Source organism: Actinotalea fermentans, from assembly GCF_007991475.1.
GTDB classification, from domain to species: domain Bacteria; phylum Actinomycetota; class Actinomycetes; order Actinomycetales; family Cellulomonadaceae; genus Actinotalea; species Actinotalea fermentans.
This window is the reverse complement of record NZ_BJYK01000001.1, coordinates 1,350,045-1,362,759: the sequence shown is the minus strand read 5'-3', so window position 1 is coordinate 1,362,759 and position 12,715 is coordinate 1,350,045. Positions and strand designations below refer to the sequence as shown.

11 protein-coding genes are annotated in these 12,715 nt (G+C 75.1%); 4 read left to right on the top strand and 7 right to left on the bottom strand.

Annotated features, from left to right (window positions below):
- Positions 1-981, bottom strand: coding sequence for an ABC transporter ATP-binding protein (locus AFE02nite_RS06340; RefSeq protein ID WP_052113724.1), 981 nt, complete (start codon positions 979-981; stop codon positions 1-3).
- A 143-nt stretch (positions 982-1,124) separates the two neighbouring features.
- Here AFE02nite_RS06340 and AFE02nite_RS06335 point away from each other — a divergent pair, with 143 nt between their 5' ends.
- Both AFE02nite_RS06335 and AFE02nite_RS06330 read left to right on the top strand, forming a co-directional pair.
- Entirely contained in the window at positions 1,125-3,380 is a 2,256-nt protein-coding gene (locus tag AFE02nite_RS06335; protein ID WP_052113725.1) for a putative bifunctional diguanylate cyclase/phosphodiesterase, read from the top strand.
- A 148-nt stretch (positions 3,381-3,528) separates the two neighbouring features.
- On the top strand, positions 3,529-4,875 hold the full coding sequence (locus tag AFE02nite_RS06330; RefSeq protein WP_052113726.1) for a diguanylate cyclase domain-containing protein: 1,347 nt from the start codon (positions 3,529-3,531) through the stop codon (positions 4,873-4,875).
- Here the strand turns inward: AFE02nite_RS06330 and AFE02nite_RS06325 are convergent.
- From AFE02nite_RS06325 to AFE02nite_RS06310, 4 genes are all read right to left on the bottom strand, one after another.
- Complete coding sequence (locus AFE02nite_RS06325) at positions 4,858-5,436, bottom strand: GNAT family N-acetyltransferase (RefSeq protein ID WP_034246654.1); 579 nt, start codon at positions 5,434-5,436, stop codon at positions 4,858-4,860. The two genes, AFE02nite_RS06330 and AFE02nite_RS06325, sit on opposite strands and share 18 nt — an antisense overlap.
- 9 nt (positions 5,437-5,445) lie before the next feature.
- A complete protein-coding gene (locus tag AFE02nite_RS06320; protein WP_034246656.1) occupies positions 5,446-6,207 on the bottom strand; it encodes a class I SAM-dependent methyltransferase in 762 nt (253 codons plus the stop codon).
- A gap of 46 nt (positions 6,208-6,253) precedes the next feature.
- The gene (locus AFE02nite_RS06315; RefSeq protein ID WP_034246658.1) at positions 6,254-7,081 is read right to left on the bottom strand and encodes an SDR family NAD(P)-dependent oxidoreductase; all 828 of its coding nucleotides are present in this window, start codon (positions 7,079-7,081) and stop codon (positions 6,254-6,256) included.
- A gap of 119 nt (positions 7,082-7,200) precedes the next feature.
- Positions 7,201-9,471: a gluzincin family metallopeptidase gene (locus AFE02nite_RS06310; protein ID WP_146819218.1), complete on the bottom strand. Its 2,271-nt coding sequence runs from the start codon at positions 9,469-9,471 to the stop codon at positions 7,201-7,203.
- Between the two features lie 104 nt (positions 9,472-9,575).
- Here AFE02nite_RS06310 and AFE02nite_RS06305 point away from each other — a divergent pair, with 104 nt between their 5' ends.
- Together AFE02nite_RS06305 and AFE02nite_RS06300 are read left to right on the top strand one after the other, a co-directional pair.
- Positions 9,576-11,039 (top strand): amidohydrolase, encoded by a 1,464-nt coding sequence (locus AFE02nite_RS06305; RefSeq protein WP_034248003.1) that lies wholly within the window; start codon positions 9,576-9,578, stop codon positions 11,037-11,039.
- Between the two features lie 49 nt (positions 11,040-11,088).
- On the top strand, positions 11,089-11,376 hold the full coding sequence (locus tag AFE02nite_RS06300; RefSeq protein WP_034248001.1) for a DUF1905 domain-containing protein: 288 nt from the start codon (positions 11,089-11,091) through the stop codon (positions 11,374-11,376).
- A gap of 6 nt (positions 11,377-11,382) precedes the next feature.
- On the opposite strand, the gene AFE02nite_RS06295 is transcribed toward AFE02nite_RS06300, so the two are convergent.
- Together AFE02nite_RS06295 and AFE02nite_RS06290 are read right to left on the bottom strand one after the other, a co-directional pair.
- Positions 11,383-11,895: an FBP domain-containing protein gene (locus tag AFE02nite_RS06295; protein ID WP_034248000.1), complete on the bottom strand. Its 513-nt coding sequence runs from the start codon at positions 11,893-11,895 to the stop codon at positions 11,383-11,385.
- A 429-nt stretch (positions 11,896-12,324) separates the two neighbouring features.
- The gene (locus tag AFE02nite_RS06290) at positions 12,325-12,681 is read right to left on the bottom strand and encodes a VOC family protein (protein ID WP_034247999.1); all 357 of its coding nucleotides are present in this window, start codon (positions 12,679-12,681) and stop codon (positions 12,325-12,327) included.
- Positions 12,682-12,715: the final 34 nt, after the last annotated feature.

Sequence of the window (12,715 nt, the reverse complement as noted above, 5' to 3'; positions counted from 1 at the left end):
TCAGTCCCGCAGCGCCTTGCCGGTGAGCTGGAGGAACACCGACTCGAGGTTCGGGCGCGTGATCTCGACGTCGTCGAGCGTCATGCCCGCGGCGGTGGCCGCCGTGACCACGCCCGCCACCGCCGTCGGCGCGTCGCGCACCGCGAGCAGCACGGAGTGCCGGTCGGCGTCCGCGCTCGCCACGGCGTCCAGGGCTCGCACGGCCGCCGCCGCCTCCGGGACGTCGCCGCCACCCGTGAGGCGGATCCGGTCGAGCTCGCCCGTGAGCCGGATGAGCTCGTCCCGCGTGCCCTCCGCCTGCACCCGGCCCGAGTCGATGATCGCGATCCGGTCGCAGAGGCGCTCGGCCTCCTCCATGTAGTGCGTGGTGTAGAGCACGGCCATGCCCTCGTGCGAGAGCGCCTCCACGGACTCCAGGATCGCGTTGCGCGACTGCGGGTCCACCCCGACGGTCGGCTCGTCGAGGATGAGCAGCGTGGGCTGGTGCAGCAGCCCGATGCCGATGTTCAGGCGGCGCTTCATGCCGCCCGAGTACTCCTTGGTCGCGTCCTTGGCGCGGTCCGCCAGCCCGACGATCTCGAGCACCTCGTCCACCCGCGCCGTCAGCGCCCGCCCCCACATGCCCTGGAGCCGCCCGAAGAACACGAGGTTCTCGCGGGCGGAGAGCTCGGGGTAGATGGCCAGGTCCTGGGGCACCAGCCCGACGTGCCGCTTCACGTCGGTGTGCCGCGGGCCGACCGCCCGCCCCAGGAGCGTGATCGTGCCGGCGTCGGCGGGCAGGAGGCCGGCGACCATGGAGATCGTCGTCGTCTTGCCGGCACCGTTCGGGCCGAGGAGCCCGTAGGTCTCGCCCGGGGCGATCCGGAAGGACACGCCGTCGACGGCGACCAGGTCGCCGAACCGCCGCACGACGTCGGTCACCACCAGGACGTCGCCCTGGTGCGCCGGGGCTGCCGTTGTCCCGCTGCTGTCACTGCTCACGCGTCACCCTCGCCTCCTTGGGAGCGGGGTCATCGTTCCACGGCGCTCCGACCCGCGGGCAAGAACGGCGCGTCCGGTATCTGGACAACCTTCACCCTCACGCGCGAGCCACCATAAACCCGGCCGGACGATAGCCTTCGGCCATGTCGACGCGGGGGGTCGACGGTTCCGCCGTCGGCAACGGTGACGCGCGACGTGTCACCACGCCGCGCGTCGTGACACCACGCCCCGACGTCGCGCCGCCCCGGCTGCGGATGCTCGAGCCGGTCGCGTGCCTCGCCCTGGCCGGTCACGGCGTGGCCGTGCAGATGGTCGCGACGCAGCGCGCCATGCCGCCGATGGTGGTGGCGGTCACGCTGCTCGCCCTGCTCGGCGTGGCCGGTGTGCTCGGCTGGCGGTCGCCGACCGCGGCCACCGTCCGCCTCGGGGCGGTGCTCGTCCTGGCCTTCTGGCTGATGGCCGGCGGGACCGAGGGCGGCGGGTACGTGCTGCTGTGGCACTTCGTGGTCGCCGCCGTCTACCCCCTCGTGCTGCCACCGCGGCTGAGCCCGTGGGTGTGGGTGGTCGTCCCGGCCGCCTACCTGGCCCTGGTCCCGTTCGGCGCGGCGGACGGGCCCCTGCCCGTCGCGGTGCTGCGGGCGGTCGCGCTGGCCGTGATCGCCGCCTTCGCGTCGACGGCCGCGCACGCGTTCCGCTCCGTCGTCTGGGACCGGGACAGCGCGCTGGCCACGTTGCACACGTTCGTCGAGGCGACGCCCGTCGGGCTCGGGTACTGGGACCTCGCGCTGCGCGCCCGGTGGGTCAACGGGGCGCTCGCCGAGCTCTCGGGGCGCCCGTCGGAGGAGCACACGGGCCGCTCCGTGGCGCAGGACAGCGGCCTGCCGGGCGCCCTGGCGGTCAACCTCCACCGCACCGCCGTCTCGGGCCGTGAGGTGCGCGACGTCGAGCTGGTGCGCGACGGCCGCGTCTGGACGTCCTCCTACTTCCCGGTGCGGGACGGTCGCACCCTGCTCGGCGTCGGGTCGGTGGTGATCGACGTGACCGACCAGCGTGAGGCCCAGCGGGCGCTGGCGCACTCGGCGACGCACGACGCGCTCACCGGGCTGCCGAACCGGACGCTCTTCGGCGACCGCCTGGGGGTCGCGCTCGCCCAGGCCGAGCGGACGGGTGCGCTCGTCGCCGTCGTCTTCTGCGACCTCGACCGGTTCAAGGTGGTCAACGACTCGCTCGGGCACGCGGCCGGCGACGTGATGCTCCAGGTGGCCGCCGAGCGGCTGGCGCGGGTCGTCCGGATGGGGGACACGGTGGCGCGCCTGGGCGGCGACGAGTTCGCGCTCATGTGCACCGACGTCGCCGACGCCGACGAGGCCCGCGCGGTCGCCGACCGGGTCTGCGCCGTGATGCGCGAGCCGATCGCCGTCGGCGAGCGCCTCATCACGTCGACCCTGTCGGTCGGCGTCGCGGTCTGCGCCCCCGGGGAGCGTGACGTGGCCGGCCTCCTGCGGGACGCCGACGTCGCGATGTACCAGGCGAAGGACGCCGGGCGGGACCAGGTCGCCGTCTTCGACGCGGGTCTGCGCCAGACCGCGGGCGAACGCCTGGAGCTCCACACGGACCTGCGCGCGGCGGTGGACCGGGGCGGGATCAGCGTCGTGTACCAGCCGGTGCTGCGGCTGAACGCCCACGCGGACGGCGACGAGGTCGTCGGCCTGGAGGCCCTCGCCCGCTGGCACCGGCCGGGCTTCGGCGACGTGCCGCCGACGGCGTTCATCCCCACGGCCGAGGACCTCGGCCTCATCCACCAGCTGGGGGAGCAGGTGCTGCGCACGGCGCTGCGCGAGCTCGCCGGCTGGCGCCGGACGACGGGCCGCCCGCTGGTCGCGGCCGTGAACATGTCGGCGCTCCAGCTGGCCGACGCGCGGTTCGTGGACATGGTGGCCCGGGTCCTCGCGGAGGTCGGCCTGCCGCCGTCGGCGCTCGAGCTGGAGATCACCGAGAGCGTCCTCATGCTCGACGTGGACCAGAGCCTGCGCCGGCTCGCCGAGCTGCGCGGGCTCGGCGTGAGCATCGCCGTCGACGACTTCGGCACCGGCTACAGCTCGCTGGCCTACCTGCGCGACCTGCCCGTGGACGTGCTCAAGATCGACAGGTCCTTCACGGCGCAGCTGCCGGGCGACCGGGCCATGATCGGGTTCATCGTCGAGCTGGCCCGCGCCATCGGCGCGACCACGGTGGTCGAGGGCGTGGAGACGGTCGAGCAGCTCGACCTGGTCCGCGGGATCGGGTGCGACCAGGCGCAGGGCTTCCACCTGAGCCGGCCGCTCGCGGCGCAGGACGTCGCGCCCTACCTCGAGCGCCGGGTGGGCGCCGCCACGCCCCGGCCCCGCACCGTGGGGTGAATTCGCTGGTCGGTGGCCGCAAAGTCGCCGTCGTGCGCTCGCCGCCGCCTACGATGCAAGGCGCCGAGGACGGGGGGCCGCATGCGCGGTCGTCGGCGGGGGCGCGCGGCGACCGTCGCCGCGCCGGCCCCACCCGAGGAGGACGGCGATGTCTGACGGGGCGCGCCCCCACGCGTGTGCCGACGGCGCACGTCCGGACGAGGCCGTCTTCATGCGGGCGCTGCTCGACGACGCGGACGAGGTCGTCTACTTCAAGGATCTGGACAGCCGCTTCCTGCGCGTGAGCCTGGGCTGTGCCCAGCTGCACCGGCGCACCCAGGACTCGATGGTGGGCCTGACGGACTTCGACCTCTTCGACGTCGAGCACGCCCGGCGCGCGCGCGCCGACGAGCTGGCCATCATCGAGACGGGGCGGCCCATGCTCGACAAGGTCGAGCGGGAGCAGTGGCACGACCGCCCGGACACCTGGGTCTCCAGCAGCAAGTTCCCGCTCCGGGACGCGGACGGCTGCGTGATCGGCACGTTCGGGATCTCCCGTGACATCACCTCTCGGGTGACGGCCGAGCTCGAGGTGCGCCGGGTCGAGGCGCAGCTGCGCTCGGTCCTGGACGGGTCCACCGACGAGATCGTGGGATACGACGCCGACCTGCGCTTCCGCTACCTCAACGCCGCCGCCGAACGCGCCCTCGGCGTCCGCGCGGCGGACGTGCAGGGCCGGCGCGACCCCGACGTCGGGATGACCGACGAGCTGTGGGCCGCCTGGGAGCCCGCACTCCGGGCGACCCTGACGAGCAGCGACCCGGGCGAGCTCGAGTTCGAGCGCCCGGGCCCGGACGGCTCGTCGACCTGGTGCCACACGACCTTCTCCCCGGACCTCGGCATCGACGGGACGCCGGTCGGGGTGCTCGCCTCGACGCGGGACATCACCCGCCTGAAGGCGGCCGAGGCCGCGCTCGCGCACCAGGCGACGCACGACCCGCTGACCGGTCTGGCGAACCGCTGGCTGGTCCTCGACCGGCTTCAGGCGGCCCTCGCGCGGGCGGAACGGCAGCCAGGGCGGCTCGTCGTGCTCTTCGTGGACCTCGACCACTTCAAGGGTGTCAACGACTCCCACGGGCACAAGGTCGGCGACCGGGTGCTCGTCGAGGTCGCCCGGCGGCTGCTCGCGGTCGCCCGGTGCGAGGACACGGTGGGCCGGCTGGCGGGGGACGAGTTCGTCCTCATCTGCGAGCGGGTCCCCGAGGAGAGCGTGGCGGAGATCGCCCGGCGCGTCGTCGCCGCGCTCGCGAGCCCGCTGGAGATCTCGGGTGCGGTGCCCACGCTCTCGGCGTCGGTCGGTGTCGCCCTCGCCCACCCGGGCCTCGACGCGAGCGCCCTGCTGGCCCGGGCCGACGGCGCGATGTACGAGGTCAAGCGTCGCGGCCGCAACGGCTTCCAGGTCGCCCCGACCGGTGGGGTCGACGCGGCGCCCGGCCGGTCAGCCGCCGCCGGCTGAGCCGAGCTCGAGCCGCATCAGCCACCGGGGCCGGTGGCCGCTCGAACCCGCGGTGGGTGCGGCGCGGTGGAAGCCTGCACGCTCGAACGCCTCGACCGTGCCCACGTACCCGGAGATGACGTCCACCTTCTGCTCGCCCTTCTCGATCGGGTATCCCTCGACCACCTGCGCCCCGTACGCGGCGGCGTGGGCCACGGCGCCGGCGAGGAGCTCGTGCATCAGCCCGCGGCGCCGGAACCCGGGCCGGACGACGAAGCACACGATGCTCCACGGCTCCGGGCCGTCGAGCCACGGCAGCGTCCGGGAGTGGACCAGGCGCCGGTAGGAGGAGCGTGGGGCCACCGAGCACCAGCCCGCCACGGTCCCGTCGACGTAGGCGAGGACCCCCGGTCCAGGCTCCGTCGCGCACGCGGCGCGCATGAAGGCGGGCCGCTCGGCGTTCGGCACGCGGGAGTCACGGAAGCTCATGCACCAGCAGCCCCCCGCGTCCGGTCGCTTGGTGCCCACGACCGTGGCGACGTCCTCGAACCGACCGACGGCGGAGGTCACCTCGATGCCCATCCGGGCACGCTAGGCCACGGTGCCGACACACGCCCACGCGCTGCCGCGCAGCCGGAACGGGCCGGCCGGCAGCAGGCGCGTGCAGCGCGCGAGGAGGTCGGCGCGGGCGTCGTCGTCCAGGCGCGCGACGTACGTGCCGCCCGGGCCGACGCCCAGGGTGAACGGCCGCCACCAGTCAGCCACGTCTGCGAAGGTCACCTCGACGGTGATCCGGTCCTCGACGACGTCCCGCAGCCCGGCGGCCGTCAGCACCCCGGACAGGTCGCCGGGGCGCGTGCCGACCCGGCCGGACTCGTCGTCGGCGGCCGGGTCGCCCTCGCGCACGGCGCGCCAGAAGACCGCGAGCGGGCCGGAGCCCTCCCCGTGGTCCCACACGCAGGCGGCCACCCGCCCGCCGGGCCTGGTCACGCGGGCCATCTCGCCGACGCCGGCGACCGGGTCGGCCATGAAGTGCACGACGAGCTGGGCGAGCGCGGCGTCGAAGGCGCCGGCCCCGAACGGGAGGGCCTCGGCGCTGCCGGTCTGGGCGTCCACGTCCGGCACGCGCGCCCGGACGGCTTCCACGAACGGGCCCGACGGGTCGACGGCCGCGACCGCGCCCGGTCCGAGGACGGCGCGCAGGTGGCCCGTGAGCGCGCCGGTCCCGCAGCCGACGTCGAGCACGCGCTCGCCCGCGGACACGCCCGCGAAGGTGGCGAAGGCGGGCGCGAGCGGGACTGACCACCGTCCCATGTAGGCGTCGTACGCGCCGGCGGCGACCTCGAAGGACATCCCGCCACGCTAGGGACGTCCCTCCCCGTCGCGGAAGGGGTCGGGGCTAGCCCAGCAGCGACGCCATGTTGCGCTGGATCAGGGCCGCGGCGCGTCTCGGCGAGAGCCGCGCGAAGCGGTCGAGCATCGTGGCGTCCTTGCCGACGGTCACGCGGTAGGCGTCGCGCTCCATCGCGTCCACGATGATCCGGGCCGCCTGCGCCGGGGCGAGCGGCTTGTGCTTCTTCGCGGCCTCCGCCTGCTGCTCGGGGGTCATGTCGGGCGTCGCGACCCCGGAGTTGCCGGTGATGTTGGTGCCGGTCGCACCGGGGAAGACCACGGTCACCGAGACCGGGGTGCCGACCAGCTCGGAGTGCAGCCCCTCCGTCAGCAGCTTCACGGCTGCCTTGGAGGCCCCGTACACGGTCTGCCCGGGGACGGGCAGGAAGCCGCCCATGCTCGAGACGTTGACGATGTGCGCGGCGGGCCGGCGCACCAGGTGCGGCAGGAACGTCTTCGTGACGTAGGCGAGGCCCCAGAAGTTCACGTTCATGACGCGCTCGATCTGGTCGTAGCCCAGGTCGGCGAAGCGGACGAACGGCTGGATGATGCCCGCGCAGTTGATGACGCCGTCGACCTGGCCGTGCGCGGCCGTGACAGCCTCGGGCAGCGCCTCGACGGCCGTCCGGTCGGTGATGTCGACGACGTGCGTGGACAGCGTGCCCTGCCCAGCCAGGCCGGCCGCCCGCGCGAGCTCGACGGTCCCCGCGAGCCCGTCCGCGCTGAGGTCGAGCGCGGCCACACGTGCCCCGCGCGCCAGGAGCGCGAGCACGAGCTCGCGACCGATGCCGTTGCCGCCTCCGGTCACTGCGACGGTCTTGCCTGCGACCTTCATGGGACTCCTTCCGCTGGGGCGCCACGTCGCGCCACCTGCATCAGCGGGCGGAGGAGTCCGGATATTCCAAGATCAGCACCGGTTCTGAGACACCGGCTCCGGCGCTGAGCCGGAACGGGCTAGGCCGGCGGCGGAGGCGGGCCCACGGGCGCGGGTGCGGGCGCAGCGGGTGCGGCCCCCGCGGGTGCGTCCCCCGCGGGTGGGGGCGGCGGGAGCGGCGCGGGCGGCGGGAGCGGCGCCGGCGGCCCATACGCGGCGGGCGGGCCATACGGCACGGGCGGGCCATACGGCGCGGGCGGCCCAGACGGCGCAGGCAGCCCCTCCGCGGCGGGCGGGGCGGGCGCCGCCAGGGCGACCCGACGGCCACGCCGACGCAGGACCAGGGCGAGGGCCGCCAACCCGACGAGCAGCAGGCAGGCCCCGATCAGGAGCCCGCCGACCAGTGCGGCCTTCCCGACGCCCGACGACGCCGCCCGCGCGTCCTCGGTCGCGGCGTTCCAGTCACCGGCGTCCAGGGCCGCCCGCGCGCCGTCGAGCTCGCCCTGCACGGGCAGCAGGAGCAGGCCGATCCGGGCGAGCGGGTTCGCCCCGTCCTCGGCCGTCACGGCGTCCGTGAACGCGTCGGCGGCGCGTCCCGCGGAGGCCACCGCGCCGTCGACCGCGACGAGGTTGGTGGCGCCCTCGATGTCCTCGCGCAGCGCCTCGGGCACGGCGACGTCGACGGTGGCGAGCGCCTCCTCGATCGCGTCGACCCCGGCGAACGCCGTCCGGACGCGCGGCATCATCGCCGTCGCCTCGTCGAACGACCACGCGGCCATCGCCTCGCGCAGGATGGCGGGCGGTGCCCAGCCGTCGCCGGCCTCGACGAGGCCGGCGTACTCCTCGCGGGCCGCGGCCCGCTCGTCCAGGAGGGCTGCCTCGGCGTCGTCGACGACCAGGTCCCGGAACAGCTGCTCAGCCCCGGTCGAGCCCCCCACGCCCTCGAGGTGGTCCAGGAACACGCGCCAGTCCGCGGGGGTTAGGCTCGCGCTCGCCCCGTCACGATCGGTCTCGGCCGGGTACGGCGAGGCGTTGTCCATCGCCGCCTGGACGGCGGCGGCCAGCGACTCCGCCCCGATCTCCTCCACGAGCGTCCGGGAGACCCACCAGGAGGCCGCGTAGCCGTAGGACTCCTGGTCGCGCGCCTCGTCCTCGCCGAGGGACGGGGTCGTCCACAGGTTCAGGTGCACGGCGCCGACGCCGGCGGGGTCCACGGGCTCGGGGAACGGCCGCTCCATGCCGAGCTCCTCCATCGCGAGCGCGGCGAACTCGTCGGCGAGCGCCTCCCTGATCCACCGGCCCTGGAAGGCGTCGCCGTTGAACCAGACGTGTGCCATCTCGTGCAGCGTGACGTGCGCGTCGAGTGCGTCGCCCACCTCGATCAGCGACCGGGCGTGCTCGTACCAGCCCGCGTACCCGTAGACGTAGGGTGCCGAGGTCTCCACGACCTCGAGCTGGCCGAGCACGAGCCACGGCCGGCCGATGGTCGCCTCCAGGGCGGGCAGCCCGCGCTCGACGAGGTCGCTGGTGAAGGCGAGCCACTCGGGGTCACCGGGCCAGGCCTGCAGCCGCACGCCGACGTCGTCGAAGTACACGAGCTGCTCGACGAGCGCCGTGTCGTCGCGCGCGATGAGCGTGGCCATCCACACGCCCGGGTCGGCGATGCCCGACGCCGAGTACGTCACCCGTCCGTCGGCGGAGGAGCTGACCAGCTCGTCGCCGGCGACCTCGACGTCGAGGCCCTCCGGGAGCACGACGCTCACGCTGCCCAGGCCAGGATCCGCCGCGATGTAGACGGGGAGCGTCGCGAACGCCTGGTTGATCTGCGCCGCGGCCCCGGAGCGGGGTGGCTGGGAGGGGACGTCGTAGGCCAGGCGCACCGTCTTGGTGCCGCCGTAGTACAGGTCGGGGGCGAGGTCGATCGTCGCCACGGACGAGAGCGAGTTGTCGGGCGCCACGGTGACCCGAAGGCCGCCGCCGCCCTCCCAGGCCGCGACGACGTTGGTGGCCCCCGGCAGCACGGGCGTCACGTAGTCGGTGAAGTAGTACTGCTCGATGTAGCTCTGGGTGACCCGGTCGGGCACCTCGTTCGTCAGGTGGATCACCTGGTCGACGTGGATGACCGCCGCGGCGAGGTCGACCGTGAACGTGGCGGCCGACTCCACGCGCAGCCCTTCCGTGTAGTCCACGGCCCGCGGTACCCCGGCCCCAGCCTGGGCGGGCGCTGCCGGTGCGGGCGCTGCCGGGGCGGGCGCTGCCGGGGCGGGGACGCCCACGGCGGGGACCGCGACGAGCCCCCCGATGAGCCCGGCGAGGGCGGCGCTGACCAGGGCCTTCCGACGGGGCGACATGCGCCGCATGCTGCCATGGCCGGATGGTGCGCCGTGCCCGGTCGGGCAGGTGACGTCTGGGCCGGGCGTCGGGCGGGCGGTGGTTCGATGGCCGGGTGGATCTCATGCTCTCCGGTGCTCGGCTGCTCGGCCAGGACCCCGCCGTCGACGTGCTGGTGCGGGGCGGCGTCGTCACCGCGATCGTCCCGGCGGGGCACGCGCCGACCGATTCCAGCGGCCTCGAGCGCGTGGCGCTCGACGGCCGGTTCGTCATGCCCGGCCTGTGGGACCAGCACGTCCACCTGACGCAGTGGGCGTCGTTCCGGCAGCGCCTGGACCTGTACGAGGCGCGGTCGGCCGCCGAGGCCGTCGCGATGGTCAAGGCCCGCCTCGAGGAGTCGCCCCCGCCGCCAGGGCGACCGCTGCTGGGCCGGCGCTTCCGGGCCGCGCTCTGGCCGGACGAGCCCACCGCCGCGCTGCTGGACGACGCCGTCGGCGACGTGCCGGTCGTCCTCGCCTCGGTGGACCTGCACTCCGGCTGGCTGAGCTCGGCGGGCCTGCGCTGGTTCGGGGCGCCCGGGCACCCTACCGGTCTCCTCCGCGAGGAGGAGTGGCTGCCGCGCCTCGGCGCCATGGACGTCGCGCCCGACGTCGTCCTCGACGCCTGGGTGCGTGAGGCGGCCACGGCCGCGGCGGCCCGCGGCGTCGTCGGCGTGGTGGACTTCGAGCTCGCCGACAACGTGGGGTCCTGGCGGCGCCGGGCAGGGGCGGGTTTCGACCTGCTGCGCGTCCGCGCCGGCGTCTGGGAGGACCGCCTGGACGGCGTGATCGACGACGGCCTGCGGACCGGCGACCGGATCGCCGGAACGGTGACCCAGGGGCCGCTGAAGGTCATCAGCGACGGTTCGCTCAACACGCGAACGGCCTGGTGTCACGACCCGTACCCGGACGGCGGGCGGGGGATCCTCAACGTGCCACCCGAGCGGCTGGTGCCGCTCATGGCGCGCGCCCACGCGGCCGGCCTCGCCTGCGCCATCCACGCGATCGGGGACGCGGCGAACACCCTGGTGCTCGACGCCTTCGCGGCGACGGGTGCCCGCGGGTCCGTCGAGCACGCCCAGCTGTTGTCGCGGCGGGACGTGCCGCGCTTCGCCGCGCTCGGCGTCACCGCGTCGGTCCAGCCGGAGCACGCCCTGGACGACCGGGACGTCACCGACTCGCTCTGGGCCGACCGTGCCGATCGCGCGTACCTGTTCCGCGACCTGCACGACGCCGGGGCCCGCCTCGTGCTCGGTTCCGACGCGCCCGTCGCGGCACTGGACCCGTGGGCGGCGATCGCCGCCGCCGTGACCCGCACCCGCGATGGCCGGGAGCCGTGGCAGCCTGCCCAGTCCCTGCCGCCGCGGGTCGCCCTCGCCGCGTCGACCGACGGGCGCGGCCTCGCGCCGACCGTGGGCGTGCCAGCCGACCTGGTCGTGCTCGAGGCCGACCCGCTCGCCCTCCTGGAGGCAGGTGAGGGCGAGCGGGTCCGCGCCATGGGCGTCGCCGGCACGCTCCTCGACGGCCGCTGGACCTTCCGGTCGTTCTGAGCGTCCCGCGTCCTGGGCGGACCGCCGGGCCCCGCCGTACCCTGCCCGGATGGAGCTCGCCTTCACCGGTGAGGTGATCTACTGGCGCGGCCCGGCGCCGTTCCGTTTCGTCGCGGTGCCGTCCCCCGAGGCCGCCGCCCTGCGCGCCGCCGCACCCCTCGTCAGCTACGGCTGGGGGTGCATCCCCGTGACGGTGCGCCTGGGCGGTACGACCTTCACGACGTCGCTGTTCCCGCGGGACGGCGGCTACGTCGTCCCGGTCAAGGTGGCAGTGCAGCGCGCCGAGGGTGTCGAGCTCGGCGACGTCGTGGACCTCGTGCTCTCCGTCGACGTGTAGCCAGGACTACTCCGCGGCCGTGCGGAGCACCTCCCCGACGAACGCCCGGGCGCGTTCGCGCAGCTCGGCGACGCGCCGTTCGACGATCGCCTCCCGGGCGACGGAGGTGTCGCTGCCGGCCTCGGAGCGGGTCGGCCGGCGTCGCACGTTGCGCGAGCACCGGAAGTCGGTGCAGATGAGCGTGCCGATGGTGTCGCCCTTGCGCCCGGCGGCCCCTGCTCGGCGCGCCACGTACAGGCTGACGTCCTCGGTCTCGACGACATCGGCGCACCAGGCGCAGACGGTCCGTCGACGCGCCGCGCCGGCGCGGTCGCCGGCGCGGAGGAGGACGCCCACCGGCCCGGCGCCGTGCTCGACGACGACGTAGGCCGACAACGGGGCGCGGCGGTCCCGCCAGCCCAGGTAGTCCAGGCGGTCCCAGTCCACGGTGGACAGGTCGGGGAGCGTCGCCTGCGCGACCTCCCGGCGGCTGGCGTTGACGAAGCCGGCGCGGATCTGGTTCTCGGTCAGGGCGTGCATGGGTCTCTCCTCGGCAGCGGGCAGGGTGCCGCGACTGCGCCGGCGCCGCGGCAGTCGCGGCAACGTGCCTGGCGCAGCGGCTCGGGCGGCATGGTCCGGGCATGCATGCTGCTCACCCCGCCCCGCCGCCGTGTCGGCGACGTGGCGCTCGCCACGGCGCGTGCGCTCGTAGGCGACCTGTGCTCGTGGGCGACGGGCGCTCGCCGCGCGCGGAAGCGTTCAGCGCGCGGCAGCCCCGCGGGCGGTGCGGTGGGCAGCGTGGGACGCGCGGTTGCCCGAGCAGGCCTGTGCGGCCGCCTCGCTCCCCGCGGACCCGTGCCGCATGTCTCGCTCCTCGCCCCGTCACCGGTGGCACGCCGCCGAACCGGACCGAGGGAGGGTAGCCACCCGTGCCCCGCCCTGGCGATCCCTTTTCCGGGCCCGGCCCGGTCAGGACACGCAGAGGCAGAAGGGGTGGCCGGCCGGGTCCAGGTACACGCGGAACGTCGTGCCGGGCTGGTGGTCCGCCTTGGTCGCGCCCAGCGCCAGCACCTGCGGCTCTGCGGCGTCGAGGTCGTCGACCATGAGGTCCAGGTGCATCTGCTGAGGCACCTCCTGCGTGGGCCAGCGCGGCGGCGAGTAGTCGGCCACCTGCTGGAACGAGAGGGTCTGCCCGTAGTCCGCGCGGACGTCGGCCCAGTCGTCGGAGGCCTCGATGGCCCAGCCGAGGACCGCACCGTAGAACTCCGCGAGCGCGCGCGGGTCCGGGCAGTCGATGACGATTCCGGGATAGCGAGCGATAGCCATGTCGGCACGCTACGACCGCTCTCCGACACGCGCC

What these genes read in the sequence shown, in the direction of transcription:
- AFE02nite_RS06300 (WP_034248001.1), top strand. Translation starts at nt 11,089, where the DNA reads ATGGAGCTCGCCTTCACCGGTGAGGTGATCTACTGGCGCGGCCCGGCG.
- AFE02nite_RS06295 (WP_034248000.1), bottom strand. Translation starts at nt 11,895, where the DNA reads ATGCACGCCCTGACCGAGAACCAGATCCGCGCCGGCTTCGTCAACGCC.
- AFE02nite_RS06320 (WP_034246656.1), bottom strand. Translation starts at nt 6,207, where the DNA reads ATGTCCTTCGAGGTCGCCGCCGGCGCGTACGACGCCTACATGGGACGG.
- AFE02nite_RS06330 (WP_052113726.1), top strand. Translation starts at nt 3,529, where the DNA reads ATGTCTGACGGGGCGCGCCCCCACGCGTGTGCCGACGGCGCACGTCCG.
- AFE02nite_RS06315 (WP_034246658.1), bottom strand. Translation starts at nt 7,081, where the DNA reads ATGAAGGTCGCAGGCAAGACCGTCGCAGTGACCGGAGGCGGCAACGGC.
- AFE02nite_RS06325 (WP_034246654.1), bottom strand. Translation starts at nt 5,436, where the DNA reads ATGGGCATCGAGGTGACCTCCGCCGTCGGTCGGTTCGAGGACGTCGCC.
- AFE02nite_RS06310 (WP_146819218.1), bottom strand. Translation starts at nt 9,471, where the DNA reads ATGTCGCCCCGTCGGAAGGCCCTGGTCAGCGCCGCCCTCGCCGGGCTC.
- AFE02nite_RS06335 (WP_052113725.1), top strand. Translation starts at nt 1,125, where the DNA reads ATGTCGACGCGGGGGGTCGACGGTTCCGCCGTCGGCAACGGTGACGCG.
- AFE02nite_RS06305 (WP_034248003.1), top strand. Translation starts at nt 9,576, where the DNA reads ATGCTCTCCGGTGCTCGGCTGCTCGGCCAGGACCCCGCCGTCGACGTG.
- AFE02nite_RS06290 (WP_034247999.1), bottom strand. Translation starts at nt 12,681, where the DNA reads ATGGCTATCGCTCGCTATCCCGGAATCGTCATCGACTGCCCGGACCCG.